Below are 25,391 nucleotides of genomic sequence, written 5' to 3' on the forward strand. Positions count from 1 at the left end.
ATCACGCCGAAGGACTCCCACATAAAAATGATCAGGGGCGTCCAGGGATGGGATGCCGGTCTGGCCCTACGGGGCCCGCACCCGGCGAGGCTGCCGCACCACGGCCTGAACGCGGACCCTGCCGCCCCGCCAACAAAAACTCGGACAACGGCACCGGCAGTACCGGGAAGGTGCACGCCCCGAGTCAACCGAAGCCCCGCCACCATGGCGGGGCTTCGGCGTCCGCACTCCAGCCGAAGCCCGAGGGGGGGCCCGCCAGTGCACGCCCTGCGCGCCCTATAGCCCCGCCTCCCACTCCACGTACGCGGCCGACTGCGTGCCGAGCGCTGCATCGGCACCGTGGCCAGCCGCCTGGTCGACCACGGTCACTGCTCGGCGGCCGTCTGGCTGTGGCGGGCCTGCAGCCTGTTGTGACACGTCGGCGGCGGAGCCCGAGGCTACGTGCCGTCCGGGGCGGGCAATTGGATCCCCCTCGCCCGCGACACCCAGTGGATGCGCTGCCTGGGCGGCAGGAGGCTGTACTCCATGGTCCGCAGGCCTGAGCCCTCGGTGATGTGCCAGGGCACGACCCGCCACAGGCCGTCCTGATCGGGGACCGGCTCGACAGGGCAGCCCGTCAGCGTCAGATCCCAGCGGTCAGTGCTCCCATTGTCGCGGTCGTCTTCCGCCGTCACGCTGCCGCGTACCTGATGGGGCAGCTCCCGACCGTCCTGCTTCGCCAGGTAGTTCTCCGACAGCGCCTTGATCGTGAAGTCCCGCTGGAGATAGATGTCCGGGCTTCGGACGCCCGGCTCCAGGACGAACACCCCCGCGGCCGTGGGCCGGTTCTCGACGTCGGCCATGACCAGATCGCCTTCGCACCGGACCTGGAGGCGCCGGTCGCTGAGGTTCTCCAGCACCAGGACCTGCTGCAGCACGATCCGGTTCGCGCCCTCCTGATCCCTGGGGAAGTGCCAAGTGTGCCCGTTCGGCCAGGTGTTGCAGGGCATGCCGTGGTTCGTCGCCGCCAGCGGCTCCCACGGTGGCTCACTGAGCCGGAGCGTGACGCCCGGGGCCTGGGAATCCAGCCGGGTACGTATCGCGTCAGCGGCCATGAGCTGCGTGACCTTGAGCGTGCCGCGCGTGAGGTACCCCTGCCAGAAGACGCCGGCGAGAGCAGGAATGCTGCAGACCGCCGCGAGAGCGGTCCAGAAAGTGTCTGACATAGCGGAAGATTGTGGCCTCAACACGTCAGCCCCGTACGCCCACCCCGCTGTCCGGCAGGCAGTCGCTGGTCAGGCGGGGCCAGCCCACCCCGCGTCGTACACCTCGATCCCGTCCAGATGCGCGGTGAACGCCACCCAGGACCGCGGACCGAACGCGAGCGCCCCGGCCCAGCCGCCAGGCGCCGGCCACGAATCCGGACGGACCAGCACGCCTGCGATCACCTCCATCACCTCCTGGCGACCGCGCTCGGGAAGGTCGGCCAGCGCCTCCTCCACCCGGAACGCCAGATCCACTTCGTACGGCATGCGCACCCCCGTGCTCGTGATCAGCCAGGGCAGCACCGTACGGCCGACGGGCAGGCCGCGTGAGAGCCTGTGGATAACTCAGCCGCGCGGCTCCGGGCCCCAGCGCTCCGGCCCCACCCCGCGCCAGTCGATCCACACCAGCTCCGCCACGTCCGCCGGGTCGATCTCCAGCCCGGCCCGGCGGAGGAACTCGGCGAGGTCGACGACGTTGTGCGCCAGGCCGAGGATCTCGCCGTCGACGCGCACGCGGCGGCCGCCCGTCGGTGACGGCGGGTGCACGACCACGCGAATCGGTCCGGCCACGTCTTCAGGATCATCCGGGGCGTACGGCTCCGCATCCGGGCGGATCAGTCCAGCATGCCCAGGGCGGTGTCGGGCTGGCAGTGCGGGCACGCCTTGATCCCGTCGGCGAGCGCGCGCCGGGCCTGGTCCCGGGTCATGGGCTGGCTGCGCTTGCCCGCGTTCCAGCAGTCCCCGCTGTGCACGAAGACGGGTGGGGCATGCCGGTTGAGGCCGAGTTCGAGCAGCCAATCCGGAGCGGGCGGGCGGGCCTGGACGCCGCGCTGGTGCTCGGCTTCGCGGCGCTCCTCATCGGCGATCCACCGGCGCGTACGCGCCAGGTCCCGTTCCTGCACCCGCAGCAGAAAGCGGAGCAGATCGAGCCTCGACGGGACAACATCGTTCACATGTTCGATTCTAGACAGTAGGCTTCCACCTGCACACCGAGGGGAGGCCACATGCGACAGCGCATGGAACTAGGCGACCTGCTACACCAGCAGCACGTCGACCCGTCCGGACTGGATCCGGCGCCGGGCAGACCAACCGAGCGCGAGTACTTCCGCCGCATCCACCGCATGCTGCCCTGCACCGCGTGCGGCGAGACGGCCGCCAGCACCCGCGTCCACAACAGCCCCAACCACGGCCCACGCTGGGTAGACCTGTGCATGCCGCACATGATCCTCACCATGAAGCCAGCACCCCGCATGCCCACCACCCTGGAAGGCATCCTCGACGACGTGCGCGAAGTCGCCGCCGAAGTCGGACTCACCCTGCGCCCCATCAGCCAGGAGGAGTGGGAGGAGACAGGCCGCCGCGCGGCCCTCCGGCACGGCTGGCGCTACCGCATCACCATCTCTGCCCCTGGCCAGCCCACGCTCGACGGCGTCGCTTCGGACGAAGAGACCGCACGCGAACGGTTCGCCGCCCGCGTCAGCAAGTACGAAGGAACTCCCGGGGTGCGCATCGTCCTCGTCGACCTGGCCGAACGCAAAACCCTGGACGTCTGGCCCGACCAGCCCTAACCCTCAACCCGCCGACGCGGGATGCCGTACGGCCTTCTTCACCGCCTGCTCCACCTCGTAGCGCGACATCGTCACGCCGTCGCGCGCCGCGTACTCCGTCACCGCGGCCTGAAAGACCGCGGCCGCCTCGTGCCACGCCCTCCACTGCGCCTCGTACGCCTCGCCCTCGAGACCGGACAGCTTCGCGTGCGCCTCGACGGCGGAACGTTCCAGCTTGATCAATTCGTCGGGGATGTCTGCCACGACCACGGATCCTAAGCGACACCCGCACACACCCAGGCGCCCCGCCCCGCCCCGCCAGCCCGACGGCGCGGCGCCGGCGCCACCTCATGGCCCGGGCGCGCCACGCCCGGACCCATCGCCCGTACAACCCGGTCATCTCCGGACCGTGCGCGTCGTCTGCGGTGAGCTCGTGTGCCGTGAACCTCCAGCGCCAGGCCCTTTACGGCAACCGCTCCTGCGTGCCGGTGCTGCCACGCCGTCTCGCCCGCCTGAGCTCTGAAAGCGGTCGGTCCCTCCCGGAGCCCTTGAAGCCGCGCAGCAGGTCTTGCGCGGTCGCCGGCTCCACGCCCAGTCGCCTCGCAATGCTGCGCACCGATTCCCCCGCGGCCTTCAGCTGCCGGGCCAGTACGCCCCGCTCGGCGTTCCACTCGGCCGCGCGCTCCCTGGTCCTTGCTGCGACTCGCGCTTGTGCTCGTGAGCGTGCTTCCGGGTCTGCGATGCGTTCCACGGCGGCGAGCGCGCTGAGGATGAGACGGACTTCCTCGCACTCCTCGGATGCATCCAGCTCGTTGCCGGTGTGCCGTATGGGCCTCTCCGGATTGTCCGTGACGTTGTACCGGGGCAGCTCGCTTCGGATGGCAACTGTCTCTTCGGCGTACGCAGTCTCGCGGTCGCGGTACCAGCGGTCTTCGCGGCGCGCGATCTCGGGGCCCCAGGGCTTGCGCGCATGGTGTCCCTGGCGGACCGCGGGCTGGAAGGCCGAACCGATGTAGAGAAGCTGGCCGTCGGCGTCGTACAGCCGGTAGACGGCAGCCGGCTGCGCGCTCTGCCACGGTTCCGCGCGGGCGGCCGGCCTCCCATTGACGGGCGAGTGCGCGCTCTGCGGCGAGGGGCCGGTAGTGGGCTGCGACGGCTGGTCGTTGTGCGGCTCTCGCGTGCCTGTCATCTCACTCCTGGTCGGGCCCTGGTGCGGGGGTGCTCTCCGGCTTCGCCGCTGGCCTGTGTTTCCCGGAACCCCCGTAGCCGCGCAGGATGTCCTGGATGGTGCTCGGCGACGTGCCGACCCGTTCGGCGATCTTGCGGATCGACACTCCTTCCCCCTTGAGCTTGAACACCATGGCCTGGCGCTCTTTCGACCACTCCTTGTTGCGGCGCACTTGCTCGGCCATGACCTCGCTCATGGCGCGCACGCGTTCTTCTGGGTCAGGGATGGCCTCTACGGCGTTAAGGGCCTCAGACACCCACAGCACCTCTTCGTCGTGACTCAACGCCCGCACCTTTCCGAATTCTGGGCGGGCTACTTGCGCGCCACCGTATGGGTCCCATACGGTGGCGCGCAAGTAGCCCACAGGGCTGCTCTGCAAAAAGCCCCCGACCCGGCGCTGGAACGCCATTTGGGCCGGGGGCACCCGCCCTCACAGCGACGAAAGGGCAGGCAATGCCCGAGAGTACCCACCCCGTTCCCGGCGGGGGATCACAGGCGCCGGAACCGGCGCCCACCTACTTCCTCGACGTCATCTACCCGCTCGCGATCGCCCTGGAGAGCGGTCACCGCGCGCTGGAGCTGTACGGCGACGTGCGAGGCGGCGACAGTTCGATGGAGGTGGCTGAGGCGATCGGCTACATCCGGCACTCGGTCGCCCAGCTCTGCGACTCGCGGCGGGCTGAGCAGCTCCCGGTGACGGCCGCGGACACGGTGGCACGCTCGGTCCTCGAGCAGTACGGCGACGCTCACCCTGGTACGTCGGGGTCCGGCCTGGTGGCGGAGGCGCTCGGCGCTCTGCGGGCGGCACTGCTCACGTTGCTCGCCGAGTTGCCCCGGGGCCCGGAGCCCAGTTCGGCGGCGACGGCATGAGCGAGCAGCCCGACATCCTCACGCAGTACGCGGACGCGAACCAAGCCGTCCGCGAGACCGCCCACCGGCTCGGCGCCGGCTACGACGAGACGCCCGAGTGGCGTGGCGCCGAGCGGACGGCCGAGCAGCTGTGGTCGCAGGCCCGGGCGGAGGGCCACAGCCCGGCGGCGATCAGCGCCGCCCGGCCCAGCGAGGAGACCAGCTGATGGGCTGGCTGCTCGAGCGACGCCTGAAGGCCATCAACCCCCACGCCGCGAACCCCAGCACCACCGAGCGGGACCGCGCGGAGCGCAAGGAGCGGCGCCGGGCCCGCGTGAGCAGCGTGCGCCGTGCGCTCGTCAGTTCGCGCCGGGAGCCCAAGGTGCGCTGGCGGTCCTAGGCCGCGCACAAACTGCCGGGCCCGCAGGCCACACCCCCGGGCCGCGGGCCCGGCCCTCAACTCACCAGACCGTTCCCTGGAAGGGACACACCACTCGTGAAGATCGTCGTGATGGGGCAGGGCTACGTCGGCCTGCCTCTCGCCATGGCCGCCGTCGAGGCTGGCCACGAGGTCGTCGGGTTCGAGCCCGACGAGCAGCGCCTCCAGAAGCTCAACACCAGCCTGTCGTACGTCGAGGACGTCCCGGACAAGGTCCTGCGCGCTGCGCGGGAGACCGGCCGCTACGTCCCGACCCGGGGCGAGGGGATGCTGGCCGACTTCGATGTCGCCGTCATCACCGTGCCGACCCCGCTCAAGGAACGCCAGCCCGACCTCAGTTACGTGCGCGCCGCCACCGAGACCCTCGCCGCACATCTGAAGGCTGGCGCCACGGTGATCCTGGAGTCGACCACGCACCCGGGCACGACCCGGGAGTTCGTCGCCCCGATCCTGGAGAAGCTGACCGGCTGGACGGCCGGGGAGGACTTCCACGTCGGGTTCAGCCCGGAGCGCATCGACCCGGGCAACCAGCAGTGGCAGTTCACCAACACCCCGAAGATCGTGTCCGGGCTCACGGCCGCCTGCCGCGACCGGGTCAAGGACTTCTACGCGCACATCACGCAGGACGTCGTCGTCGCCGAGGGCCTGGAGGAGGCGGAGCTGGCGAAGGTGTTCGAGAACACCTTCCGGCACGTCAACATCGCCCTCGTCAACGAACTCGCCCGCATGAGCCGCCTGTTGGGCGTCAACGTGTGGCACACCCTCGACCTGGCCGGAACGAAGCCGTTCGGGTTCACGAAATTCCAGCCCGGCCCCGGTGTGGGCGGTCACTGCCTGCCCGTCGACCCGGTCTACCTCTCCCACCACCTGCGCACGACGTACGGGCAGGCCTTCCGCCTCGTCGAGCTGGCGCAGGACATCAACGAGAGCCAGCCCGGCTACGTCGCCACGCGTCTGCAGGCGGCGCTGAACGAGCGTGGCCGGGCCGTCAACGGCTCCCGGATCCTCGCGCTCGGCCTGGCGTACAAGGCGGACACCGCCGACATGCGGGAGTCGCCGGCCGTCGAGGTTGTCGAGCTGTTGCGGGATGCCGGCGCCCACGTGGTCGCCGTCGACCCCTACGCGCCGCACGACGGCTCTGACACCGGTGTGCTCGCGGAGATCCCGGCGGCGGTCGACGGCCGCCTCGACTTCGACGCCGTGGTGCTGCTCACCGCGCACACCGACTTCGACCTCCAGCGCGTCGCCAGCCAGGCGCTCTACGTGCTGGACACGCGGGGCGTCATGCCCGTCGCCCCGCACATCGAGCGGCTCTGAGCCGCAGGAATCACGGCCCCCAGGCCGTACGAACAGAAAGGACGTCATGTACGACGAAGGAGCGCTGGCGAAGACCGGCGTAGGCGCACTGACCATCGCGGGCGTCAGCCTCACCCTTGACTGGCTGCTCGGGCTGGCGATCGCGCTGATCCTGCTCGGCGCGGTCTCCTACCGGATCGTCACGCGGAACCGTGCCGATGGCTAACAGGCACCGCAGGAAGTCCGGGCGGAGCAGATCCCCCTGGCAGGTGCTCGTGTGTGTGGCCGCCCTCGCGGCGGCCACCGCATGGTCGCTGCTCTACCACTTCATGTGGAGCAAGCAGCCCTTCGGCGTCTCGATGGTCTTCTATTTCACGATCACCGGGATGCTGATCTTCTCCCTCGGCGCTGCCGTCCGAGGCCGCAGCTTCGCCCATCTGCCGGCGGACGAATCCCGCGTGCTCGCCATCGTCCCGGCCTACAACGAGCCACCCGAAGCCCTCTACGCCACCGTCCGCGCGCTCATCGACCAGGTGCGGCCGCCGCAGGCCATTCACGTCGTCGACGACGGCTCGCGGGTTCCCGTGGTGCCCTTCCACCATCCGCTGGTGACGTGGCACCGACAGGACAATGCCGGCAAGCGCGAAGCCCAGGCCCACGTGCTGCGCCTGGTTCCCCCGGACTCGTACGACATGATCCTCACCGTCGACTCGGATTCCGTGCTGCACAAGACGGCGCTGTGGCACTGCATGAAGGCCATGTCGGATCCGCAGGTCCAGGCGTGCACCGGCCTGACCCTGGTGAGGAACCGACTCGACAACTGGCTGACCCGGATCATCGACGTCGAGATCGTCACCTGGTGCTTGGTCACGCGCATGGCCCGCTCGGCTCTCGGCGCGGTGGCACCCACCTCGGGGATCCTCGCCGTCTACCGCAAGGACGTCGTCCTCGACAACCTCGACGACTACGTCACCTCCGGCACCGCCGGCGACGACCGCCGACTCACCCACTACGCCCTGCAGCGCGGCCAGGTCGTCGCCGTCAACGAAGCCCTCGTCTACAGCGCGATGCCCGCCGAGCTCGGAGAACTGTGGACGCAGCGGGTGCGCTGGTTCAAGTCGTACTGGAGGTACGTCGGCTGGGAGCTCACCTACTTCGACGGGGCGCCGCTGTTCTTCCGCCTCTACGGAATGGTCCTCACCGGCGTGGCACCGGTGCTGTACGCCTGGGTGTTCTTCGCGCTGCCGTACCACCAGGGCGAGTACTTCGTATTCCTGCAGGGCTTCGGCTACTGGGTGATCATGACGTACGCGCAGACGGGCATGTACGCCGCGCTACGACCGGAGTTGAAGGCGCGGGAGAAGTTCCTCGCCTGGCTGCTCCTCACCCCATTCGTGTCGCTGCTCAACCTGCTCCTGATCAAGCCCGCCATGTACTGGGCGCTGACGCAGGCGCGCACCACGCACTGGGGGACGCGCAAGAGCCCCGCCGTGGACGCGGAGGGCGCCACCTCCGGCTCGGATCCGACCGTGGCGTTCCCGGTGTTCAACGACCCCATGCCGCTGCCCGTCGCCAAGCTCCTCGACCCCGACTCCGAAACCACCCTCCAGATCTCCCTCGTACGCCGCTGACGTCGGCACACGCCAGCGCAACATCTCGACTACCCCAGGAGAAGCACGTGCCCAACCAGCCCACCACGCGCGAGCAGGACTTCCGCTTCGCCCGCTACGCCACCGTCACCGTTGCCGTCGCCATCGCCGCGGTCATTTCGATCGTCCTCGGCTGCATGTTCGGCTTCAAGGCCTACGGCCGCTACCAGGCCCGCCAGGACGTCCAGAACTACGTTAAGACCAGTCAGGTCCGCGCGAACAACCAGGTCAAGCTCAACGAGATCGAGATCGGGCAACAGCAGCAGCGCGTAAAGATCGAGCAGCAGAAAGCCGAGATCCGCAAGCAGAACGCGATCGGCATCCGCGAAGCCCAAGACATCATCAACAAGACGCTGACGCCGTTGTACGTCCAGCACGAGATGGTCGACCAGCTCGGCGAGATCGCCAAGTCCGGGAAGAACAGTTCGGTCATCTACATCCCGGTCGGCCCGGATGGGCTGCCGGTCGTAGCGACCGCCGGTGCGAAGCGGTGAACCGCACCCCTGACACGGAACTCAGCCAGCTCCAGCAGGAACTGCGCAGCATGATCGCCAGCACGGTCCGGGGCGGCATCCTGAACGACGTCGCCGACAGGATCGAAGCCCTGCCCCTGGACTGGGAGCTCGACCCGGGCCGCGGCGATGCCGTGCAGCAGCTGCGCGGTTGGGCGCAGGAGAAGGCCACGGCCCCGCTGACGGTCCGGGTCAACTGGGCCGGCACCGTGCGCTACCCCGACGGTAGCGCCCTCGCCCACAGGGCCGTCATCGACGGCGAAACCCCCAATGGGATCAGCGCCGAGCTGGTCGTCGCGGGCGACGACAGGGTCAAGCTCGCCGCCCTCCTGGACATGGAGGTCCGCGGTATCTACGCGACGTGCCTTACCACCGGGTGCGGGACCGCCGACGACTGCGACCCCTCTGACCCGGCCCTGCTCGGCTGGACCCGCCTCCACGTCGCCGGTACCGACGACGAGCCCCGCTGGTACTGCTCGCCGCCGTGTGTCTCCAACGCGCTCGCCCGCGCCGGTGACGAACTCGCCGCCGTCGAGGCCTGCAACGAGTTGGACGGTGGACTGTGAGCGACCCTCTGACGACGACGGAGGCCGCGGTTCGTGAGCTGGGCGCGCTGCCCGTCCCGATCGGCCATCAACAGCAGCCTCTGCGGCAGCTCATCGTCGCCTGCCCGTTCTGCCACGCGGAGGCCGGCGAGAACTGCAGCAGCCACGGCGGTGCCCGCATCTTCTTCCACACCGTCCACCAGGCGCGCACGGCCGCCTGGAACCTGTGGCGGTTCGACAGCCACCCGGCGGCCAAACTCGTCGCCGACGCGGCCAAGGACCGGACCATCCGGCACGCCCGCCACGCCGCCGACCTCCTCGCCGAACACGGCTACTCCACGGAGGCCGACACGGTCCGGGCCGCGGTGAAAGCCCGCAAGGGTCACATGTCCGCCCACCAGGCCGCCCAGCTCCTCCTCGCGAACGCCGAGGGAGGCGAGCCCGAATGAGCTCGGACCGAACTACGGACTGGACTCCCGTCGAGCGACTGCACACGATCGTCGCCCAGGAGATCAACGACGTCCCCGCCGAGGAACTGATCAAGGCCGCCACGGACGACGTACTCCGCGCGTGGGCGGCCAGGATCCGCGCGGTCGGGAAGGCGAAGGGCTGGTCCACGTGGGCCGCCGACTACATGGACCCCGACACCGAGTTCACCGACATCGGCACACCGCCCGTCGAGGAGATCGAGAAAGCCGTCGCCGAGGGCGCGGAGAAGGACACCAGCGGCGGCAACCGGCCAGCCGAGGGCGAGTCCACTCCCGGCCCCGAACTCCTCAAGTACGCCAGCTCCTTCGAGTTCCCGCGCGCCGAAGCGCATAAGCCGCCCCTGCTCATGCAGCGTGTCCACGGTCAAGACGACGCCTGGGCGATCCTGGACCAGACTGATCACTGCTGGAGCCGCGACAACGGCGGCCAGTGGGTAGCCTGCCTCGGCGGCCCCGCCTGGCTGGAACAGCAGCGGTCCGTGCTGTTCACGTTCGGCCATGCCTGGACGCTGGCCGAGCGGATCGCGGCCACCGACGTCGACGGCAAGTGCTGGCGCAACGTCGTGTTCGGCGAGTTCAGCGATCACTTCTTCAAGAAGGGCGCCCTCACCGACGCCCCGCAGGCCTGCATCTACTGCGGTCTCCAGAAACCGGAAGAGTCCGTCACCCCCGGGGCCGGCCAGTGACCCGGCACCAGGTCCTCGCATGGGCTGCTGGCCATCCGTGGTCGGCAGCCGCTGCAGCCGCACTGGTCCTGGCCGCGCTCACCGCCGCCCTGCGGGCGCTCGCAGGGCGCACGAAGCCGGCCGTCTTCGCCGCCGGGACCGGCGCTATCGTGTGCACGGCGTACAGCGGGGACACGAGCTGGCGGTTCGCTGCGCACCGCCTCGGCATGCACGCCGTCGACGAGCGCGCCGCGATGTTCGCGGCCGGGGAGATCGCGCTCCTCGCCTGCGGAATCATGGCCCGCGCCAACAAGCGCGCGACCGCCACCGACGACCACGCCGGCACCCCGGGCGTCCCCGGGGTACTGGTCTGGTGCATCACCGGCGTCCAGATCATCCCCGCCTTCGCCGAGTCCGGATTCTGGGGCGGCATCGTGCGCGCCGCGATCGGCCCGGTCATGGCCGGCCTGCTCTGGCACCTCGCCATGGGCCTCGAGATCCGCATCACCAAACCGAACGCCCTGTCCACCGGCCTGCCCGCGCAGATCGGCCACGAACTCCGCGAACGCCTCCTGTCCTACCTCGGCCTATCGGTCCGCGGCCGGGACGCGGCCCAGCTCACCCGCGACCGTGCCACCGCGCGCGCCGTACGCCTCGCGTCGCGCCGCCGCCTCGGCTGGTGGGGAAGGGGAGCCCTCAAGGCCGCCGTCGCCCGCTCGGGTGCCGCTGTCGATGACACCCAGCGCGACCAGCTCCTCGCTCTCCTGGCCGGCCGCCGTACGGCCGACCAGCTCCGCACCATCGACCTCGCCTCGCCCTGGACCGCGCGGACCCCACCCGCGCCCGCATCTGAACCCCTACCTGCACCTGCACCTGCGAGCGCCTCTGCACCCGCTGCCCAGGCGAGCGGACCCGCCGCCTTCGACGGGCCGGCGCTGCGGCGGATGGAGCCGATTGACGCCGTTCTCCGGGTGCACGCCGTGCACCCGCACCTGGCCCCGCGTGAGCTCGCCGAGCTGTGCAACGGGTACGGGCTGTTCGTCACGGAAGACCTCGTGCGCGCCGCCCTCCAAGTCGCGGGGCGCGACCCCGCCCAAGCCGCGCCCGCACCTGCACCCGAGCGCGTACCTGCCCAGGCAGAGCCGCCACGACTCACCGATGTACCCAGCCCTGCCGACAAGCCGCTCCCGGGCCTGCTCGCCTTCGCGAGCCGAATCGGCAGCCTGCACCTCGACGTCGTCACCGAGGACCGGGTGCGCCCCGAGGATGCTTGCACGGTACCCGCCGCGTCCTTCAACCCGGCCCGCAGCCTTACCCAGGTGCACGCCCGTGTACCCGATGGGCTCGGCAACCTCGGGTACATCCTGAGCCGTGCCCCGGGGGCTAGCCCGGGCGCCGCGGCGACCCTCCGCCGCCCCCTCAACCTCATCCGAGCGGGCGCTTCCTCTGCGAAGACTGCACCCGCGCCCCGGCCGCCTGCGGCGGCGGGTGCGGCTGCGGGCGGCGGCCGTACGGAAGCGGAGGAACTCGAGCGGGCCCGCGAGGTTGACGCCGACCACCGTCGCACGCGCGGCAAGCCGGCCTCTGTCCGCGCGCTCAAGAAGGGCGTGGGCGTCGGCCAGCCCAAGGCAGAACGCCTCCGCGCGCTCCTCGACGCCGAGCAGAACGCCGCCGCGTCCGCCAGCAGCCAGAAAGCCACCCCATGATGTATGCCGTCGCCGGCGTCTTCGCCGGCTCTCTCGGGGTCCTGGCCCGCGCCCGCAGCGCCGAGACCCGCTACTACGCCGCGCTCATCGGTATCACGGCCGCCATGGCGTCCTGTCTGTTTTGGGGGCCGAGATGACCGCCGGGCCCGACGGCCGACCGCCCGGCGAAGGGCTGTTCACCCCGGCCGTGCAGGCATTCCACCTGTGCGTGCTCGCAGGCGTCACCTCCCCGACGGCGGCCACCTGCACCGATCTCGGCGCGGTCGCGCTCGCGCTCGTTGCGTGCGCTCGCGGGCGGGTCCGCCCCGCGGCCACGCTCTCCGCTGCTGTGGCCGCCAGCACGGTCGCCGTCTCCCTCCTGCACTGAGGAACCGTCATGCCGCCCACCATCCACCTGATCCTCAACAGCCTCGTCTGGATCCTGCTCGCAGTGACCCTCGGGCTGCTCCTGGTCGCCCAGCGCAGAGGCGGCGTGGCACTCGCGGTGATGTGCTCGCTGGCGGCCGTCGGCTTCCACGCCCTGGACACGGGGAGGCCCCTGTGACCGAGCCACCCGAGATCCCGCGCGAACAGGACTGGTGGGACCGGCTCTACCCCGAGGCGGTCCAGTCGCCCGACGACGAGCAGAAGCAGCCGGCCGAGCCGGAGATAGCCAACGGCCCCACCGCCGACGCGGACGGTTCCGCCGACGAAACCGAGGACGACGCCCCCGACGACGACTCCCGGCCCCGGCTGCTGAACGTCATCCTCGGCCGCAGCCCCGGCAAGACCAAGCAGCGGGAGCGCGAGGACCCCGAGCCCGAGGAGCCGGAGTGCGCGCACGAGCACACCGTGCCGGTCCACGCCCAGCCGTACGGCGAGCTCGTCGCGATGCTCTGCCTGGACTGCGACGAGCAACTCCCCGTCCCTGAACCGGCCGACGAGGACGCCGAGCAGGCGACCGCCAGGCCCGCGGTCGTGCCCAAGCCGAACAGGCGAGGGCGCACCCCGACGTCGAAGCGGCCCCAGCGGCGCAGCCCGGCGGCGGTCGGCCGCAGCTACGTCCGCCCCATCGCCTTCACCCTCTCTGCGGGCCTGTTCGGCTACAGCATCGGCCTCGTCGACGTCATGGGCAGCTTCCTGACGGCCGCCGACCACGGAGCCACGGGGGCAGCGGGGACGTTCCTGGCCCTCGCCAGTGGCTACGCCAGCTGGCGCGTGCTCGGGATTCCGGGGGTGGCAGGCATCGTTCCGGCCGGGATCGTGGGCCGTGCGATCGCCGCGGTATTCGTGGCCTCCGTCGCCCCGGGCCTCGCCCCCGACGCAGTGCAGATCCTCAACCAGTACGGCGCCTACGTGGGCCTGGACGCCTCGGCGGTGGCGCTGCTGGCCACCTCAACTGCCCTGTGCGGGGGCCTGTACTGGCTCGTCGACCGTCGCTTCAAGGCCATGCCGCTCGCCGTGCGGTGGCTCGTACGGATCCCGCTCGCCTCCGCTGCCCTCGCCGTCGCCCTGTACGCCCCCGGACCGCGCTGAAAGGCCGCTGACTGATGCTCACCCTCGCCGCCACCGGCACCCTCGCCAAGGGCAACTGGCTCGGCACGATGACCCTGAGCGGAATCGCCGCCGTGATGTTCCTCGCCCTGTTCCTGGGCGTGACCGGCTCCGACACCATCAAGATCAACACGAAGGAGCGCATCACCGTCTGGGCCCTGCTCACCGGCTCGATGTGCCTGGCGGCCGGCGGGAACTGGGTGGACGTCATCACCGGCCTCGGCTCCATCCCGTCGTCCGTCGTCGCGCAGTCCGGACTGCCCGCCTTCGGGCCGGCGGCCGTGGGCGCCTGCCTCGTCCTCCTCGCCATCGGCCGCAACTACAAGCGGAAATGGATCCACGCGATGTACGCCCTGATGGCCTCGGGCTTCCTGGTCGAGGCGGGCGGGATCGGAGCGGTCGTCCTCAACGCCGCTCGCCTCAGCATCGGGCACTTGGGGGCCCACGGATGAGCGCCACCCCTCGCGCCGGGCGCGTCCTGATGGTCTTCGTGCGGGACGTCGTCCACGGCAGTGCCCTGCTGGCGAAGCGCATCGGTACAGGTGCCCGCCGCTTGTACCGGCGCGCGCGGCACCCTGGCCTGCGCGGGCTGAACCTCGCGGCGGGCTACGGAGGGACGGACGGGACCACGCCCGCGGTGGAGACCAGTGGCAGCACGTCGGCTGAACCGGTGCCCGCGGTGGCGCAGGAGACCGCCCGGGCTGCCGCACGCGGGAAGGCCCGGCCGTGGACGCTGGACCGCGTCGCCGGAGTCGGTTTCTTCGGCTGGGTCGGCTGGTGCTTCACTCACCGGCCGATCGCGGCCGGGTGGCGCGCGCTCGCGCCCGACCTGGCCGCCATCACCCCGTGGGCGGCCCTGTGGTGGCTCGTGGCCGCGTGGCTGGCCGCCCAGTACGACAAGGCAGGCCGCGCCACCCCCGCACAGCACGGCGACGGTCACGGCGACGCTGCGGGCCCGGACGCCGGCGATGTCCGGGCGGCCGGGTACTGGCTCTGGCATCTGGTGTGCGTGCGCGTGCGGGACGCGGTGGCCGAAGGGCGGCGCGGAGTCCACCTCAAGGCGCTCCTCGATGAGCCCGGGGTGCCGGAGGCGTGGACGGTGACGACGCTGCGGGAGCACTGCGGGCGGCTGGGGATCCCGGTCAAGTCGATGCAGATCCGGGGCACCGGCGGCGGCCCCACGCACGGGGTGCACGTGGACGAACTCACCGCCGCCCTCGGCCGGCCCCTCGAGGACGCCATCGCGGTCCTCGAAACCCTCCTCGCCCAGCCCGCGCGGAGCACCGTCCCGGAGGGTGCGGCGGAGGTGCCCCTCGAGCGGGCGGAGGAGGCCCCCGCCGGCCCCGACTCCCGCCTCCGGAAGAGGCGGACTTTCGAGGAGCTCCTGCGGGCCTATTTCACCCGCCCTGCCAGCCCCACCAGCACCCCCGGTCCCACCCCACTTCCCGACCCCTCTCCGACGCCTCCTGGAAGGGGGTAGACGCCCAGGTCACACGCCATCTACCGCACCCATCTACCGGCCGTCTACCGTGGCTCATCTACCACCCTGCCCCTGACCCTGAGAGCAGGCCCGCAATGCCGCACCTCTACAGCTGCCCCGTCTGCCGTATCGAGTCGCGCCCGTACGCGCTCGAGGAAGCAGCGCAGCGCCAGGGGCAGAGGCATCGCGATGAGCGCCACGGTGGCGACCACCCGCATGGCGAGACCATCCAGGAAGTCCCCTACCAGCTGCCCGACACGGCGCAGCTGCGGATCCTCGCCGCGATCGTCGCAGTCGTCCTCTTCGCCTTGATCATTAAGGCGTTCTGACTCTGAGGAACCCGCCGTGGAAGCACCACCCACCGAAGACTCCATCAACAAGATCACCACCGCGTACGGCGGCCTGCGCGCGCTGTACACCCCGAGTGTCGTCGCCGAGGCCGCACACCTCCTCGACGCCCTGTACGAGACCGCCGCCGGGCACGGACACCCCCGGGAAGACCGGCTCGGCCGGCTCGGCGGTCTCATCACCGCGGCGGCCGAGGCCACCTCCGGGAAGTACGGGCGCCCCGCCGCCGAGCGCACCCCCACCGAGATCGTCGCCCTCCAGGCCGAGCTCGGGCTCGCCTTCCTCGACGAGGGACTCACCCCGGCCGCCAGCCAGGTCCACATGTGCGTCGCTGTCGAGCCGCTCCCCGGCGGCCCCCGCTGGGGATGGGACGGCCATGTAGGGCTCGCTGTAGCCCTGTACGCGGACAGCGGCTGGGAACTCATGGTCAACCAGGCCCGGACCCGCGTCTTCACCATTCATGCCCCCGGGACGCCGGAGGGGGCGCGGGAGGTCGCAGCGATCGTCCACAGCATCCTCGCCGGCGACCTCGAGGACCCCTTCCGCAAGACGGCGTGGCAGTAGCGATGCCCACCCACTGGAACAACCTCGACGACCAGGTCGCCACGCTGCTCCAGGCCGGCGCGACGCACGAAGCCATCTGCCGGAAGCTGAACGTCGGCACCGCGAGGATCCGACGCGTACGCGACGAACGACGCATCACGCCGCCGCCCGGCCGCACCAGGCGCAGCCCGGAGGAACTCGGCGACCGCTCGCCTCCAGCGCGCCCTCATCGATCACGATCATCTGCCCTTCCGGACAGTGCGGACTGGCGAGCACGGTCAAGTGCCCCACCCGCCCCGTCTAATGGGAGCCGTCCGCACCGCTCTCACCCCGCGTCCAGCTCCTCGCGGACGCACTCACCGCCTGGAAGGCCTCATGCGAACGCACGCCACTGCCCAGCTGATCGGGGACCGCACCCACCAGTGCGACGCCACCGCCACAGCCACCGGCCCCGACGGAACCCGCGCCTATGTCCTGCTGGACGGCATCGGCTCCACCCAGGAAGTCCGTGACTGGACGCGCACCGCGGCCCGCCGACTCGCCCGCAGCGCCGCCTACCACGGCGATGCCGAAACCGGCCTGCGCACCCAGTACGACCGCTACGCCGCCGACGCCCTCTGGGTGTCCCAGCCCGACGCCTGCGCGGTCGTCGCCGTCACCGCCGGCCGCTGGCTGACCATCGCATGGTGCGGCGACGTGCGCGCCTACCTCCTCGTCCGCGGTACCGCGCTGCGCCTCACACAGGATCACAACCTGCGGCGCGTCTCCCCGCCCAGCGACCTGCACGGCGGCGGCGACCGGAACGTCGTCACCTCCTGCCTCGGCGCCCCGGAAACCGACCAGGCGGTGAAAGACCGCTACGGGCACCCGGCGATCGAAACCACCACCCGCCTCCTGGAAGACTCCCGTCTCCTCCTCGCCAGCGACGGCGCATACGAGCCTCTGGAGGACGCGGGGCGCAACGTGTCCGACTTCCTCGTTGGTGAGCCGGGCGAGACCGCCCGGCACTTCGTCAGCGCCGCCGTCGACACGGCCCGCGCTGTTCCCGACCCGTTTGCCGACAACGCCACCGTCCTCATCGCCGACCTCAAGCCCGCCACTTGACCGCCCCCGCCGGCACGGGGAGCTGTCGAACGCCCCGTCACAACACGGTGACATCCCGCCCGCAGGGGGCGGTAGGCGGCCACTCTCGCGGGCATGAAACGAGCCCTCACCGCGGCTACCGTCCTGCTGCTCGCCTCCCTCACCGCGTGCGGCGCCGGCAGTCCCACCGGCGGCACTGACAAACCATCGGCCTCGTACGCTACCGACAGCCTCGAGGCACTCTGCCGCGCACAACACTGGCCACAGCCCATGCCGGAGACCGTCGGCAAGACATTCGACCCCCTGGGTAAAGACCTTCAGTGCTTCGACCACATCAAGGCACTCGCGCCCGACGGTCACGACGTAATGAACGATTCCGCCGCGGACACACAGACGTGGACCGTGGCCTCCAGCCAGCCACGCAACGGTGCCCAGGTACGCAGGACGACGCCGATCACACTGGAACTCCGTGAACCGACCGCGACCGGAACGCCAGCGGCCGGGAAACTCCCCACCGCCCAGGCGCGGAAGAAGGCCGCCGCGATCCTCGAGAAGGAAGACCAGGACTTCCGGGACTTCCTCGCCAAGGGCCAAGACGTCGTCGGCACGCTCGACTTCACCCCCTGGTACAAGCAGGCCATCGTCGGCCTGGACATGAAGCAGACCGCGTTCAACAAGGCCGAGGCGTACTTGAGCGACGGCAACGAACCCACCAGCCTGCTGGAGAAGTGGCGGGACGACAACGGCGACGGGAACGCGGCGATCACCCAGTTCGCAGTAGACGGCCTGAGCCCCGACGCGCCGGACGAGAAGACGAGGAAGGACGCGTCGGATGCTCTGGGGGCCCTGGCCAAGGCAGACGAGGATGCCGAGGGCATCGCCGGAAGCGGTTGAAGCGGACGACGCACGGCATCACCCGCGCGGTCTCCGCTCGATGCGGCTCTGGACCGGCCGGGAGCAGAGTCAACGCGCGAGCGGACAGGAGACGGCATCTCCCGTGACGCGATGGGCTGTTTGCCCTGCTTCCTTGCTCCTGCTGAGGACCATGGGGCAAGATCGAAGCCTGCCAGGTCCGTTCCCGGTCAGGTCGCATCACAACGTACGGCCCCGCTCTTCCAGCGGGGCCGTACGCGTACCACCACCCCGCTCTCCCACCCACCGCCCGGGGAGGCCCCCACGATGTCAACTCCCGCTCCCTGCCTCGGAGTCTGCAACACCGCCTGGCGCCGCGCCGAACACGACCACGCGACCACCGGCACCCCCCACGACATCCCCGTCACCTGGGGCACCCCCGTCCACTGCCAGGCCTGCGTCGACCGCGCCCGCCGACACCTCGCCGAGCTCCCCGAACTCCTCGTCGCCATCAGCCTCGAACCCCTCCACGGCACCCGCGGCCCCACGTCCGCCACGACGAACAGCGCACCCACCGACACCACCCCCTGGCCCGGCCAGGCCGCCCGCCTCCTCACCGACCTCATCGCCGGCGGCCTCGCCGAAACCGCCGCCGACGTACGCCGCCTGCGCGGCCTCGGCGACCACCCCACCCGCCAGCCCGGCGTACGCGAGGGCGAGTGGATCAACACGACGGTCCGGCTCCTGGTCGCTCACGTCGACTGGCTCCTGCAGGAACACCCCTGCGCCACCGAATCCCACGATCCCGTCCGCCAGGGCCGCGACCTCATCCCGTCCGGGAACCCCGCCGCCCAGATCGCCCACTGGCACCGCGCCGCCACGCGCTTCACCCGCCGTGACCACGCCCCCGAAGCGAAACGATTCGCCCCCTGCAAGCGCTGCGGCGGCCCCTGGCTCGCCGAGTCTGCCGACCTGCGCCTCGTCGACGACCAGCCCTACATCGAGTGCCAGGACCCCGACTGCCGCGCCCTGTTCACCCACGCCGAGTACGCCCGCTACGTCAAAGACCTCGCCGCCCAGGAGACTGCCGCCCGGCGCGCGCCGGTTCACCCGGACGGCGCGCAGGCTGAGGCAGTTGCTTGATCGCCGGATCGCGTTACGCGTAACGTGGGGGCACACGCAGCGTGCCCGCACGCAGGTAGGCCCCGTTTCGACGGGGCCTTTGCCGTTTCCAGGACCTTCGGGGGTGATCCATGATCGATCTGGCTGTCGACCTTCAGACTGCGCGCTGGACCGTCGCCGAGGCTGCCGAGGCCGCGGGGGTACGCCCCGGCGTCATCCGTGCCTGGAAACACCGAGGCCATCTCCCCGCGGCTGCCCACGATGACCACGGGCGCCCGCTCTTCAAGCCGATCGACGTGATCAAGGCTGAGAAGGCAACTCGGGAGCGCGCCCGGAGAACCCACTAAAAGGGTCAAATCCCGTTACAGTCGGGCCTGTTCAGGCCTCGGCGAGTGCGTCACCACCCGCCGAGGCGCGGGTACGACGCTTACGGGAGCGCCGGACGGATGAATACTAGGTGGATTGCCTCAACAGGCAGGCAGCGAATCCACGCCGAGGATGAAGGCCCACGCCCCAGCGGCGCGCGGCTCCTGGCCCTCGTCGACACTCAAGATCCTGCCTTCATGAGAATTGCCGCAGTACTGCGCGAGGTACAGGACCGTGGCGAGGAACTCGACGCGGAGACGGTGGCCCGCGCCGTGGAGATGGGCCGACGCCAGTGGGAAGAGCAGCAGGCCAAGCCTTCTGTTCCAGTCGAGAAGATCGCCCCGCACTTTGAGTCGATCGTGTACTACGTGCTCCGCGGCCCACTCGTGAAGATCGGGACGACCGTCAGGCCGGCACGCAGATTCGCGGCCCTCATGCCCGACGCCATCCTGGCAGTCGAGCCCGGAGACAAGCGCCGCGAGCGCCAGCGGCATGCCGAATTCCGTCCCTTGCGGGTCGGTACCTCCGAGTACTTCCAACGCAGCCAGGAGCTCGACGCCCATATCGAGCGTGTACGAGCAGAGTTCGGAGCGCCGAACCCCTCGTGGCCCACCACGCAGGATCTCGGGCGCCCCCGTCCCGACTTTCACCCGGCGCCCCCGCCTGCGGTGTCAGCAGACACGGCGACCGTCAGGGAGGCCGCGCGCGTCCTTGGCGTGGCGGCGAACACCATCAGCGGATGGGTCTACCGCCAACTCCTGTCCCCCGTCGGGAAGAACGAACAAGGACGCCCCCTCTACCTACTTGACGAGATGCGCTTCCTCGCAGGCCGGTCGAAGGATCTAGTGGCCGCCCGGAAGGTCTCCGCCAAGTAGCCGCCTGCTTCCATGAACTCCCTGGTACCTCGGCATCCCAGCCGCGGAGCCAGGGATGGACCGTCGCCGGGTAGCGCTGAGGGTCGCCGCTCGACGGCGGTCCGCCACACCAACTCCGCTGTCCGGCACTGTGCGCCCGGGCGGGGCGCCGTGAGCTTTCCGGGACGAGGTCTCACCGCCGGGCAGCGGCCACCCTCCTCGCCAGGCGAAGCGGCCACTCCTGCCCGCGGACGCGCCTGGCGAGGCCCGAGTTCCTGCAGCGGGCTGGCCCCAGTCTCCCCGCCCGTCCGGTGCACCGCCTCCCGGGCCCGCGGGGCCAACTTCCCGCCCACTCCGCCCGCCTGGAGGCATCCCCATGTCGAACCGCCACCGTCTCGTTGTGCGCAGCGAGGGCGCCCCTGATACCACCACCATCGAACTCGACGGTGAGCCGCTCTCGTTCGTCTCCCGCGTCGAGCTCGTCGTTGATGCACGAGGCCACGCTGAGGCGCGGATCGTCGTCCCCGGGGCGATCGTCGACATGGAGGCCGACGCCGAGGCCTTCGTTCTCGCCCACGTCCCGCGCGGCACTGACGGGAACGACGCCCGTGATGATCGCTGAGGCGCCCCCTCCCGATCCAGAAGCGGCGCCGCGCACGGCCAGGGAGGCCGCGGAGCGGCTCGTCGCGGAAGGCAAGCACGTGCACTTCGTCTCGTTCGGCGAGTCCGACTGCCTCTCCGGCATCTGTCCGACGCACTACCGCTGAACCGGGCCGGCCCGGCAGCACCGAGCCCGGACGGAGGCGACATGGACACGAGCAGCACGGATCCCGTCCACGGGGCGGAAGCCGAGCGATGGGGCGGCTGGTCGTGGCGAGAGGCCTCCCGCGGCGAGCACTACCGCACCTGCTCCTACTGCGGGTGCATCCACCCCGATGACCTCGCCGCCGAAACCGACTGGCGCGCCGAGTGGGCCGACCGCAAGTACGGCTACCCCCACAAGTTCTACGTGACCTTGGCGAACCGGCGGCCGGAGCAGCGGTTCATCACCGGGGCGACGACCGGCACGCCGACCGGACTCGTCGGTACCACGTGGATCCGCGCGGACGAGGTGCCGGACGACGTCAACACCGACGGCTGGCGCGACCTCGCGGGCACCTACGAGTGGGTGTCCATCGGTACCCGGCCGACGCACCACGCCAAGTTCTACACCGTCCACCTCGCCGACCCGGCCCTCGGTCACGAGGCGCGGGATCGGATCCAGTCCGTGTCCGGTCTGCGTCTTCGCTTCGAGGACGGCCGCGTGTGGTGGGAACCGTACGCGTGAAGCCGAGCACCGCCCCACCTGAACGAGCGCACAGTCGCTCGTAGATGGCGCAGAGGTGGTGACCGGTGCACCAGGTCACCCAGACGATCTTCCACGACGACCCGCAGGGCCGCCCCGGCAACTGCCTCCAGGCCGCCACCGCCTCGCTCCTCGAGCTGCCCCTCGACGCGGTGCCGCACTTCGTCACCTTCACCGACTGGCTGGAGCGGTTCGCCGCGTTCTGCGTTGCCCACGGTTACCGGCCCCTCAACCGCCGCCTCGACGCCCACGTCACGTACGGGATGGGCTGGGGGCCTTCCCCGCGCGCCGTACGGCACGCCGTCTGCTGGGCCGACGGCCAGATGGCGTGGGATCCCCACCCTTCCCGCGCCGGCCTGCTCGAGGTGACGGAACTGATCGCCTTCGTCCCCACCCCGGCCGACGGGGCGCCTGCCCTCGAGGAGGACTTCCGTGTCCCAGACCCTCACTGACCCCGCCGTCGACGAAGTTGAGCACCCGACGGGCCGGGCGCTGGCCGTCCCGCAGATCGGGCAGCGGGTCTTCTACCGCCTCGACGACGGCGCCATCCGCGCCATCCACCGCCAGCGCCTCACCGCCCACGTCCGCGGTGGCCCCGTACGCGCCGGGGACGTGTTCCCCGCGCTCATCGTCCGCGTCCACGGCAGCACCCCGGACGCGCCGTGCAGTCTGCAGGTCTTCCTCGACGGACCCGACACCTACTGGGCGCAGCACGTCATCTGCGGCGCGCAGGCGGGGACTTGGGCGTGGCCGGTACGGCAGGAGGTCTGACATGGTCGCGCTTCCCGCCCACCTCACCATCGGCTGCCCGGTCTGTGACACCCCGTTCGACCTCCCGCTGACGACCGGCCCGGCCCGGCGCGACGGCGGACCCCTGGTCGTCGCCCTCAGCCTCGACATGGAGCCGATCAGGTCGCACCTGCGCGCCGCCCACCCTGAGCTGCTGGCAGCCAAGCCACCCGATACGGAGACGACAGCGGCCGCTACGTCGGCGGCCAGCGTCACCTTCACGGTCCGTCAGCCGCCCGCCGCAAACGACGTGGAATCGGCTGCGCGCCACGTCATGGCGGCGTACGCGGCCGGCAAAGTGCGGGCTCGGTGAGCTGGGCCCGGACACACGTCCGCCACTCCAGCGAACTGCGCGTGGTCATCCGCCCGCCCGACGGAAGCGTCCACGACCGCGGCCTGGTCGCGGCGGACTACTCCAGTTGGCGGCGCCAGACCTGGTGGCGACTGGTCGGCCGACCGCGCGCCTGGTACCGCATGGCGCGCTCGCGAAGCAGCAGGAGGAGAGCACGCCGCAGGAGCGCCAGCCACGTACGCCACACAACCTGAACATCCAACGTGAGGAGGCCTCGTGGCCGACGAGCACGCCTTTGTCCTGACCATGGAGGCATCCGGCGAGGTCACCCCCGCCCATGCCGCCGAGGACACCACCGAACCAGGGCCTGAGGAGGCTGAGCAGTGACCGCAGGACTTGCCTCCAGCCTCGTCTCCGGCTGGCTCAACACACAGCGCGCCGCCGGCTCCGCATACAACGCGGTGGCCGCTACCTACGTTCAGCTCCACACCGGTGACCCCGGTGCGGTCGGCACTTCCAACGTCAGCGCCGGTTCGGCGACCCGCAACAGCTTCACCTTCGCCGCGTCCTCGTCGGGGTCGGCGCTGGCGCTGAGCTCCGCGCCGTCGGCGTGGACGAACGGCGGCACGAGCGAAACGCTCACGCACATCTCCGTGTGGACGGCGTCGACATCCGGGACGTTCCTGTACTCGGTGGCACTGACGGCGTCGAAGGCCTGGGCCTCGGGTGACACGTTCACCCTGACCACGCTCGGACTCTCACTCGGGGCGCAGGCGGCATAGCGCCCTGACGGGGAGGTCGCCGTGACCACCTTCACCGACGACTTCAACAGGGCCGACGGCGCCCCCGGCGCCAACTGGGTCGATGGGAGCGGCCTGTGGACCATCGTCTCCAACCAGCTCTCGTCCGGGAGCGCGGGCGGCACGATCGTCATCCGTGCCGCCACCGCGATGGCCACGTCGGACAACTCGGCGCAGGTGACGATCGCCGCCACCGCAGCCGTCTCCCACGGCGTGTGGTGCCGTGGCAACACTGGGTTCACCAGCGGCTATCTGTGGCGCAATGACGGCACGTCGTGGAACCTCTTCTCGAACGTGGGCGGCTCGTTCACGTCGCTCGGTTCCTTCTCCGGGGCCGCTGTCGCCGGCGACGTCGCGAAAGTAACGGCCGTCGGCAGCACCATCACGGGCTACGTCAACGGCATCGCGCGCGTCACGGTCACCAACACGGCCGTTACGACGGGAACCAGCGTCGGCCTCCGCGCGGAATCCACCAACGCGCTCAGGTTCGACGACTTCACCGGCGCCGACGTCACCTCCGGCGCCACCGGCGACGCCGCACTGGCCGCGACCGCCACGCTCTCCGCCACCGCCCTGCGGGCCACCACGGGTGGCACGGCGCTCGCCGCGACCGCGACCCTCACCACGTCAGGTCTGCGCGCCACCACCGCCGACGCGGCCCTCGCGGTTACCGTCGGCCTGACCGCTACCGGGGCACGCGCCACCAGCGGCGACGCCAGCCTCACCGCCACGGCCAGCCTCACAGCAGACGGCACCCGAGGCACAAACGGATCGGCCGGCCTCACCGCCACGGCCACCCTGACCGCATCCGGCGCCGTCGCCGCCGCCGGGGACGGAGCTCTCTCGGCGAATGCGAGCCTCACTGCATCCGGCCAACGGGCGGCAGCAGGCGACACCGCGCTTGCAGCCACCGCGACCCTCACGGCAGACGGACAACGCGCGACCACCGCCGACGCAAGCCTCGCCGCCGCGGCCTCACTCTCCGCGAACGGAGTACGCGCCACCCAAGGCGACACCGGGCTCACCGCCACCGCGGCGCTGACCGCACAGGGCCAGATCGACCACACCAGCACCGCCGCTCTGGTCGCCACAGCGACACTCACGGCCGAGGGGACCACCGGTGCGGCGCCCGTACGTGGCGACGCCGCCCTGAACGCGACAGGCACCCTCACAGCAGACGGCTCCCGAGCCACAGCCTCTGGAACCGACCTCAACGCCGCCGCCACGCTCACAGCAGCCGGCGCCACAAACGGTGCTGGGAACGCGGCCACCGCTTTCACAGCCACCCTCACCGCCAGCGGCACAACGCACTCCTCCACCCCGGACACGGGCGCCGACATCACCGTGGGGGAGCCGTACAGCCCGTGGGCGGCCCAGGCTGCCGGGCGCTGGTCCGCGGCCGAAGTGTCCGCCTCGTGGTCTGCCTGGGAGGCGCCGTGATCACTCAGTCGTCGTTGTCCCGTGAATTCGTGTCAGCGGCCGTCAGCGTCTCCACGGCGGGCACCCCGGTCAACCCCACCAGCGATGTAGTTGAGTTCGCGTTCACGACGGGCATCGCTAAGCCCGCCTCCGGTGATTGGAAGACCGGCTCGTGGGACGGCACGGAGCCCCGCGCGCCCGACGGCGCCTACCTTGCGCGCTGCCTCGTCGGCCCCGGAGGCACCGTTGAACTGCCCGTCGGCCAGTACACGATGTGGATCCGGATCACCGACAACCCCGAGGTGCCCGTCATCCCCTTCGGACTGCTCCGCATCACCTGACCGCGACGCCACACCCGGTGTGCTTGCACACCACCCCCAACCCGTGGAGCACCGCC

Annotated in this window: 41 protein-coding genes; 34 read left to right on the top strand and 7 right to left on the bottom strand. The window is 70.9% G+C overall.

Translation table 11 applies throughout. The features are described 5' to 3' along the window. Positions 1 to 437 precede the first annotated feature (437 nt). The 4 genes from MQP27_RS41695 to MQP27_RS41710 all read right to left on the bottom strand — a co-directional run bounded on the left by MQP27_RS41695 (position 438) and on the right by MQP27_RS41710 (position 2,197). A complete protein-coding gene (locus MQP27_RS41695; RefSeq protein ID WP_242775438.1) occupies positions 438 to 1,205 on the bottom strand; it encodes a hypothetical protein in 768 nt (255 codons plus the stop codon). Between the two features lie 69 nt (positions 1,206 to 1,274). After that, entirely contained in the window at positions 1,275 to 1,511 is a 237-nt protein-coding gene (locus MQP27_RS41700; RefSeq protein ID WP_242775439.1) for a hypothetical protein, read from the bottom strand. A gap of 78 nt (positions 1,512 to 1,589) precedes the next feature. After that, positions 1,590 to 1,814 (bottom strand): hypothetical protein, encoded by a 225-nt coding sequence (locus MQP27_RS41705; RefSeq protein WP_242775440.1) that lies wholly within the window; start codon positions 1,812 to 1,814, stop codon positions 1,590 to 1,592. A 44-nt stretch (positions 1,815 to 1,858) separates the two neighbouring features. Next, on the bottom strand, positions 1,859 to 2,197 hold the full coding sequence (locus MQP27_RS41710; RefSeq protein WP_242775441.1) for a DUF6233 domain-containing protein: 339 nt from the start codon (positions 2,195 to 2,197) through the stop codon (positions 1,859 to 1,861). A 51-nt stretch (positions 2,198 to 2,248) separates the two neighbouring features. Here MQP27_RS41710 and MQP27_RS41715 point away from each other — a divergent pair, with 51 nt between their 5' ends. Continuing rightward, on the top strand, positions 2,249 to 2,812 hold the full coding sequence (locus MQP27_RS41715) for a hypothetical protein (RefSeq protein ID WP_242775442.1): 564 nt from the start codon (positions 2,249 to 2,251) through the stop codon (positions 2,810 to 2,812). 3 nt (positions 2,813 to 2,815) lie between these two features. On the opposite strand, the gene MQP27_RS41720 is transcribed toward MQP27_RS41715, so the two are convergent. The 3 genes from MQP27_RS41720 to MQP27_RS41730 form a co-directional block, all read right to left on the bottom strand. Beyond that, positions 2,816 to 3,055: a hypothetical protein gene (locus MQP27_RS41720; protein WP_242775443.1), complete on the bottom strand. Its 240-nt coding sequence runs from the start codon at positions 3,053 to 3,055 to the stop codon at positions 2,816 to 2,818. A 199-nt stretch (positions 3,056 to 3,254) separates the two neighbouring features. After that, positions 3,255 to 3,980: a hypothetical protein gene (locus tag MQP27_RS41725; protein WP_242775444.1), complete on the bottom strand. Its 726-nt coding sequence runs from the start codon at positions 3,978 to 3,980 to the stop codon at positions 3,255 to 3,257. A gap of 1 nt (position 3,981) precedes the next feature. After that, positions 3,982 to 4,302, bottom strand: a complete 321-nt coding sequence (locus MQP27_RS41730) for a helix-turn-helix domain-containing protein (RefSeq protein WP_242775446.1) — start codon at positions 4,300 to 4,302, stop codon at positions 3,982 to 3,984. Positions 4,303 to 4,472: 170 nt separating this feature from the next. Here MQP27_RS41730 and MQP27_RS41735 point away from each other — a divergent pair, with 170 nt between their 5' ends. From MQP27_RS41735 to MQP27_RS41895, 33 genes are all read left to right on the top strand, one after another. Beyond that, a complete protein-coding gene (locus MQP27_RS41735; RefSeq protein ID WP_242775447.1) occupies positions 4,473 to 4,889 on the top strand; it encodes a hypothetical protein in 417 nt (138 codons plus the stop codon). Then, complete coding sequence (locus tag MQP27_RS41740; protein WP_242775449.1) at positions 4,886 to 5,095, top strand: hypothetical protein; 210 nt, start codon at positions 4,886 to 4,888, stop codon at positions 5,093 to 5,095. Before MQP27_RS41735 ends, MQP27_RS41740 begins: the two co-directional genes overlap by 4 nt. Continuing rightward, positions 5,095 to 5,268, top strand: a complete 174-nt coding sequence (locus MQP27_RS41745) for a hypothetical protein (RefSeq protein WP_242775450.1) — start codon at positions 5,095 to 5,097, stop codon at positions 5,266 to 5,268. The genes MQP27_RS41740 and MQP27_RS41745 overlap by 1 nt, the downstream gene beginning before the upstream one ends. A 96-nt stretch (positions 5,269 to 5,364) precedes the next feature. Continuing rightward, complete coding sequence (locus MQP27_RS41750; protein WP_242775452.1) at positions 5,365 to 6,624, top strand: nucleotide sugar dehydrogenase; 1,260 nt, start codon at positions 5,365 to 5,367, stop codon at positions 6,622 to 6,624. A gap of 46 nt (positions 6,625 to 6,670) precedes the next feature. Continuing rightward, complete coding sequence (locus MQP27_RS41755; protein ID WP_242775453.1) at positions 6,671 to 6,829, top strand: hypothetical protein; 159 nt, start codon at positions 6,671 to 6,673, stop codon at positions 6,827 to 6,829. Continuing rightward, positions 6,822 to 8,234 (top strand): glycosyltransferase family 2 protein, encoded by a 1,413-nt coding sequence (locus MQP27_RS41760; RefSeq protein ID WP_242775455.1) that lies wholly within the window; start codon positions 6,822 to 6,824, stop codon positions 8,232 to 8,234. Before MQP27_RS41755 ends, MQP27_RS41760 begins: the two co-directional genes overlap by 8 nt. Positions 8,235 to 8,281: 47 nt before the next feature. Continuing rightward, entirely contained in the window at positions 8,282 to 8,746 is a 465-nt protein-coding gene (locus MQP27_RS41765) for a hypothetical protein (protein WP_242775457.1), read from the top strand. Further along, complete coding sequence (locus MQP27_RS41770; protein WP_242775458.1) at positions 8,743 to 9,330, top strand: hypothetical protein; 588 nt, start codon at positions 8,743 to 8,745, stop codon at positions 9,328 to 9,330. Before MQP27_RS41765 ends, MQP27_RS41770 begins: the two co-directional genes overlap by 4 nt. Continuing rightward, positions 9,327 to 9,758 (top strand): zinc finger domain-containing protein, encoded by a 432-nt coding sequence (locus MQP27_RS41775; RefSeq protein WP_242775460.1) that lies wholly within the window; start codon positions 9,327 to 9,329, stop codon positions 9,756 to 9,758. Before MQP27_RS41770 ends, MQP27_RS41775 begins: the two co-directional genes overlap by 4 nt. Continuing rightward, the gene (locus MQP27_RS41780; protein WP_242775461.1) at positions 9,755 to 10,483 is read left to right on the top strand and encodes a hypothetical protein; all 729 of its coding nucleotides are present in this window, start codon (positions 9,755 to 9,757) and stop codon (positions 10,481 to 10,483) included. Before MQP27_RS41775 ends, MQP27_RS41780 begins: the two co-directional genes overlap by 4 nt. Continuing rightward, positions 10,480 to 12,168 carry a hypothetical protein gene (locus MQP27_RS41785; RefSeq protein WP_242775462.1) on the top strand — a complete coding sequence of 563 codons (1,689 nt, stop codon included), beginning with the start codon at positions 10,480 to 10,482 and terminating at the stop codon, positions 12,166 to 12,168. The genes MQP27_RS41780 and MQP27_RS41785 overlap by 4 nt, the downstream gene beginning before the upstream one ends. Then, positions 12,165 to 12,305: a hypothetical protein gene (locus MQP27_RS41790; protein WP_242775463.1), complete on the top strand. Its 141-nt coding sequence runs from the start codon at positions 12,165 to 12,167 to the stop codon at positions 12,303 to 12,305. Before MQP27_RS41785 ends, MQP27_RS41790 begins: the two co-directional genes overlap by 4 nt. Further along, on the top strand, positions 12,302 to 12,535 hold the full coding sequence (locus MQP27_RS41795; RefSeq protein WP_242775464.1) for a hypothetical protein: 234 nt from the start codon (positions 12,302 to 12,304) through the stop codon (positions 12,533 to 12,535). The genes MQP27_RS41790 and MQP27_RS41795 overlap by 4 nt, the downstream gene beginning before the upstream one ends. Positions 12,536 to 12,544: 9 nt before the next feature. After that, positions 12,545 to 12,712, top strand: coding sequence for a hypothetical protein (locus MQP27_RS41800; protein ID WP_242775465.1), 168 nt, complete (start codon positions 12,545 to 12,547; stop codon positions 12,710 to 12,712). Further along, on the top strand, positions 12,709 to 13,683 hold the full coding sequence (locus MQP27_RS41805) for a hypothetical protein (protein ID WP_242775466.1): 975 nt from the start codon (positions 12,709 to 12,711) through the stop codon (positions 13,681 to 13,683). The genes MQP27_RS41800 and MQP27_RS41805 overlap by 4 nt, the downstream gene beginning before the upstream one ends. A gap of 14 nt (positions 13,684 to 13,697) precedes the next feature. Next, complete coding sequence (locus MQP27_RS41810) at positions 13,698 to 14,153, top strand: hypothetical protein (protein WP_242775467.1); 456 nt, start codon at positions 13,698 to 13,700, stop codon at positions 14,151 to 14,153. Further along, a complete protein-coding gene (locus tag MQP27_RS41815) occupies positions 14,150 to 15,181 on the top strand; it encodes a hypothetical protein (RefSeq protein ID WP_242775468.1) in 1,032 nt (343 codons plus the stop codon). The genes MQP27_RS41810 and MQP27_RS41815 overlap by 4 nt, the downstream gene beginning before the upstream one ends. Positions 15,182 to 15,276: 95 nt before the next feature. Then, positions 15,277 to 15,510, top strand: coding sequence for a hypothetical protein (locus MQP27_RS41820; protein ID WP_242775469.1), 234 nt, complete (start codon positions 15,277 to 15,279; stop codon positions 15,508 to 15,510). A 16-nt stretch (positions 15,511 to 15,526) separates the two neighbouring features. Further along, entirely contained in the window at positions 15,527 to 16,093 is a 567-nt protein-coding gene (locus MQP27_RS41825) for a hypothetical protein (protein ID WP_242775471.1), read from the top strand. A gap of 354 nt (positions 16,094 to 16,447) precedes the next feature. Next, a complete protein-coding gene (locus tag MQP27_RS41830) occupies positions 16,448 to 17,176 on the top strand; it encodes a PP2C family serine/threonine-protein phosphatase (protein WP_242775473.1) in 729 nt (242 codons plus the stop codon). A 345-nt stretch (positions 17,177 to 17,521) separates the two neighbouring features. Continuing rightward, positions 17,522 to 18,049 (top strand): hypothetical protein, encoded by a 528-nt coding sequence (locus MQP27_RS41835; protein ID WP_242775475.1) that lies wholly within the window; start codon positions 17,522 to 17,524, stop codon positions 18,047 to 18,049. 285 nt (positions 18,050 to 18,334) lie between these two features. Continuing rightward, on the top strand, positions 18,335 to 19,150 hold the full coding sequence (locus MQP27_RS41840; RefSeq protein WP_242775477.1) for a hypothetical protein: 816 nt from the start codon (positions 18,335 to 18,337) through the stop codon (positions 19,148 to 19,150). 110 nt (positions 19,151 to 19,260) lie between these two features. Further along, on the top strand, positions 19,261 to 19,476 hold the full coding sequence (locus MQP27_RS41845) for a MerR family transcriptional regulator (RefSeq protein ID WP_242775479.1): 216 nt from the start codon (positions 19,261 to 19,263) through the stop codon (positions 19,474 to 19,476). Positions 19,477 to 19,692: 216 nt separating this feature from the next. Further along, the gene (locus MQP27_RS41850) at positions 19,693 to 20,370 is read left to right on the top strand and encodes a GIY-YIG nuclease family protein (RefSeq protein ID WP_242775480.1); all 678 of its coding nucleotides are present in this window, start codon (positions 19,693 to 19,695) and stop codon (positions 20,368 to 20,370) included. A 355-nt stretch (positions 20,371 to 20,725) separates the two neighbouring features. Beyond that, positions 20,726 to 20,971 (top strand): hypothetical protein, encoded by a 246-nt coding sequence (locus MQP27_RS41855; RefSeq protein ID WP_242775481.1) that lies wholly within the window; start codon positions 20,726 to 20,728, stop codon positions 20,969 to 20,971. Continuing rightward, positions 20,961 to 21,116, top strand: coding sequence for a hypothetical protein (locus tag MQP27_RS41860; RefSeq protein WP_242775482.1), 156 nt, complete (start codon positions 20,961 to 20,963; stop codon positions 21,114 to 21,116). The genes MQP27_RS41855 and MQP27_RS41860 overlap by 11 nt, the downstream gene beginning before the upstream one ends. Before the next feature lie 41 nt (positions 21,117 to 21,157). After that, positions 21,158 to 21,676, top strand: a complete 519-nt coding sequence (locus tag MQP27_RS41865; RefSeq protein WP_242775483.1) for a hypothetical protein — start codon at positions 21,158 to 21,160, stop codon at positions 21,674 to 21,676. 65 nt (positions 21,677 to 21,741) lie between these two features. Next, the gene (locus tag MQP27_RS41870; protein ID WP_242775484.1) at positions 21,742 to 22,146 is read left to right on the top strand and encodes a hypothetical protein; all 405 of its coding nucleotides are present in this window, start codon (positions 21,742 to 21,744) and stop codon (positions 22,144 to 22,146) included. Next, positions 22,127 to 22,465, top strand: coding sequence for a hypothetical protein (locus tag MQP27_RS41875; protein ID WP_242775485.1), 339 nt, complete (start codon positions 22,127 to 22,129; stop codon positions 22,463 to 22,465). Before MQP27_RS41870 ends, MQP27_RS41875 begins: the two co-directional genes overlap by 20 nt. 1 nt (position 22,466) lies before the next feature. After that, on the top strand, positions 22,467 to 22,796 hold the full coding sequence (locus tag MQP27_RS41880; protein WP_242775486.1) for a hypothetical protein: 330 nt from the start codon (positions 22,467 to 22,469) through the stop codon (positions 22,794 to 22,796). A 362-nt stretch (positions 22,797 to 23,158) separates the two neighbouring features. Beyond that, positions 23,159 to 23,557: a phage tail fiber protein gene (locus tag MQP27_RS41885; RefSeq protein ID WP_242775487.1), complete on the top strand. Its 399-nt coding sequence runs from the start codon at positions 23,159 to 23,161 to the stop codon at positions 23,555 to 23,557. A 21-nt stretch (positions 23,558 to 23,578) separates the two neighbouring features. After that, complete coding sequence (locus MQP27_RS41890; RefSeq protein ID WP_242775488.1) at positions 23,579 to 25,015, top strand: hypothetical protein; 1,437 nt, start codon at positions 23,579 to 23,581, stop codon at positions 25,013 to 25,015. Positions 25,016 to 25,044: 29 nt separating this feature from the next. Continuing rightward, positions 25,045 to 25,335: a hypothetical protein gene (locus MQP27_RS41895; protein ID WP_242775489.1), complete on the top strand. Its 291-nt coding sequence runs from the start codon at positions 25,045 to 25,047 to the stop codon at positions 25,333 to 25,335. Positions 25,336 to 25,391: the final 56 nt, after the last annotated feature.

Source organism: Streptomyces cylindrosporus, assembly GCF_022698165.1.
Lineage (GTDB): Bacteria > Actinomycetota > Actinomycetes > Streptomycetales > Streptomycetaceae > Streptomyces > Streptomyces cylindrosporus.

Bases quoted from the DNA above. Each gene is read 5' to 3' on its own strand.
- MQP27_RS41740 (WP_242775449.1), top strand. From the start codon at position 4,886: ATGAGCGAGCAGCCCGACATCCTCACGCAGTACGCGGACGCGAACCAA.
- MQP27_RS41725 (WP_242775444.1), bottom strand. From the start codon at position 3,980: ATGACAGGCACGCGAGAGCCGCACAACGACCAGCCGTCGCAGCCCACT.
- MQP27_RS41715 (WP_242775442.1), top strand. From the start codon at position 2,249: ATGCGACAGCGCATGGAACTAGGCGACCTGCTACACCAGCAGCACGTC.
- MQP27_RS41835 (WP_242775475.1), top strand. From the start codon at position 17,522: ATGAACGATTCCGCCGCGGACACACAGACGTGGACCGTGGCCTCCAGC.
- MQP27_RS41855 (WP_242775481.1), top strand. From the start codon at position 20,726: ATGTCGAACCGCCACCGTCTCGTTGTGCGCAGCGAGGGCGCCCCTGAT.
- MQP27_RS41800 (WP_242775465.1), top strand. From the start codon at position 12,545: ATGCCGCCCACCATCCACCTGATCCTCAACAGCCTCGTCTGGATCCTG.
- MQP27_RS41700 (WP_242775439.1), bottom strand. From the start codon at position 1,511: ATGCCGTACGAAGTGGATCTGGCGTTCCGGGTGGAGGAGGCGCTGGCC.
- MQP27_RS41880 (WP_242775486.1), top strand. From the start codon at position 22,467: ATGGTCGCGCTTCCCGCCCACCTCACCATCGGCTGCCCGGTCTGTGAC.
- MQP27_RS41840 (WP_242775477.1), top strand. From the start codon at position 18,335: ATGTCAACTCCCGCTCCCTGCCTCGGAGTCTGCAACACCGCCTGGCGC.
- MQP27_RS41795 (WP_242775464.1), top strand. From the start codon at position 12,302: ATGACCGCCGGGCCCGACGGCCGACCGCCCGGCGAAGGGCTGTTCACC.
- MQP27_RS41745 (WP_242775450.1), top strand. From the start codon at position 5,095: ATGGGCTGGCTGCTCGAGCGACGCCTGAAGGCCATCAACCCCCACGCC.
- MQP27_RS41865 (WP_242775483.1), top strand. From the start codon at position 21,158: ATGGACACGAGCAGCACGGATCCCGTCCACGGGGCGGAAGCCGAGCGA.
- MQP27_RS41790 (WP_242775463.1), top strand. From the start codon at position 12,165: ATGATGTATGCCGTCGCCGGCGTCTTCGCCGGCTCTCTCGGGGTCCTG.
- MQP27_RS41760 (WP_242775455.1), top strand. From the start codon at position 6,822: ATGGCTAACAGGCACCGCAGGAAGTCCGGGCGGAGCAGATCCCCCTGG.
- MQP27_RS41850 (WP_242775480.1), top strand. From the start codon at position 19,693: ATGAGAATTGCCGCAGTACTGCGCGAGGTACAGGACCGTGGCGAGGAA.
- MQP27_RS41810 (WP_242775467.1), top strand. From the start codon at position 13,698: ATGCTCACCCTCGCCGCCACCGGCACCCTCGCCAAGGGCAACTGGCTC.
- MQP27_RS41845 (WP_242775479.1), top strand. From the start codon at position 19,261: ATGATCGATCTGGCTGTCGACCTTCAGACTGCGCGCTGGACCGTCGCC.
- MQP27_RS41735 (WP_242775447.1), top strand. From the start codon at position 4,473: ATGCCCGAGAGTACCCACCCCGTTCCCGGCGGGGGATCACAGGCGCCG.
- MQP27_RS41860 (WP_242775482.1), top strand. From the start codon at position 20,961: ATGATCGCTGAGGCGCCCCCTCCCGATCCAGAAGCGGCGCCGCGCACG.
- MQP27_RS41695 (WP_242775438.1), bottom strand. From the start codon at position 1,205: ATGTCAGACACTTTCTGGACCGCTCTCGCGGCGGTCTGCAGCATTCCT.
- MQP27_RS41820 (WP_242775469.1), top strand. From the start codon at position 15,277: ATGCCGCACCTCTACAGCTGCCCCGTCTGCCGTATCGAGTCGCGCCCG.
- MQP27_RS41780 (WP_242775461.1), top strand. From the start codon at position 9,755: ATGAGCTCGGACCGAACTACGGACTGGACTCCCGTCGAGCGACTGCAC.
- MQP27_RS41830 (WP_242775473.1), top strand. From the start codon at position 16,448: ATGCGAACGCACGCCACTGCCCAGCTGATCGGGGACCGCACCCACCAG.
- MQP27_RS41815 (WP_242775468.1), top strand. From the start codon at position 14,150: ATGAGCGCCACCCCTCGCGCCGGGCGCGTCCTGATGGTCTTCGTGCGG.
- MQP27_RS41755 (WP_242775453.1), top strand. From the start codon at position 6,671: ATGTACGACGAAGGAGCGCTGGCGAAGACCGGCGTAGGCGCACTGACC.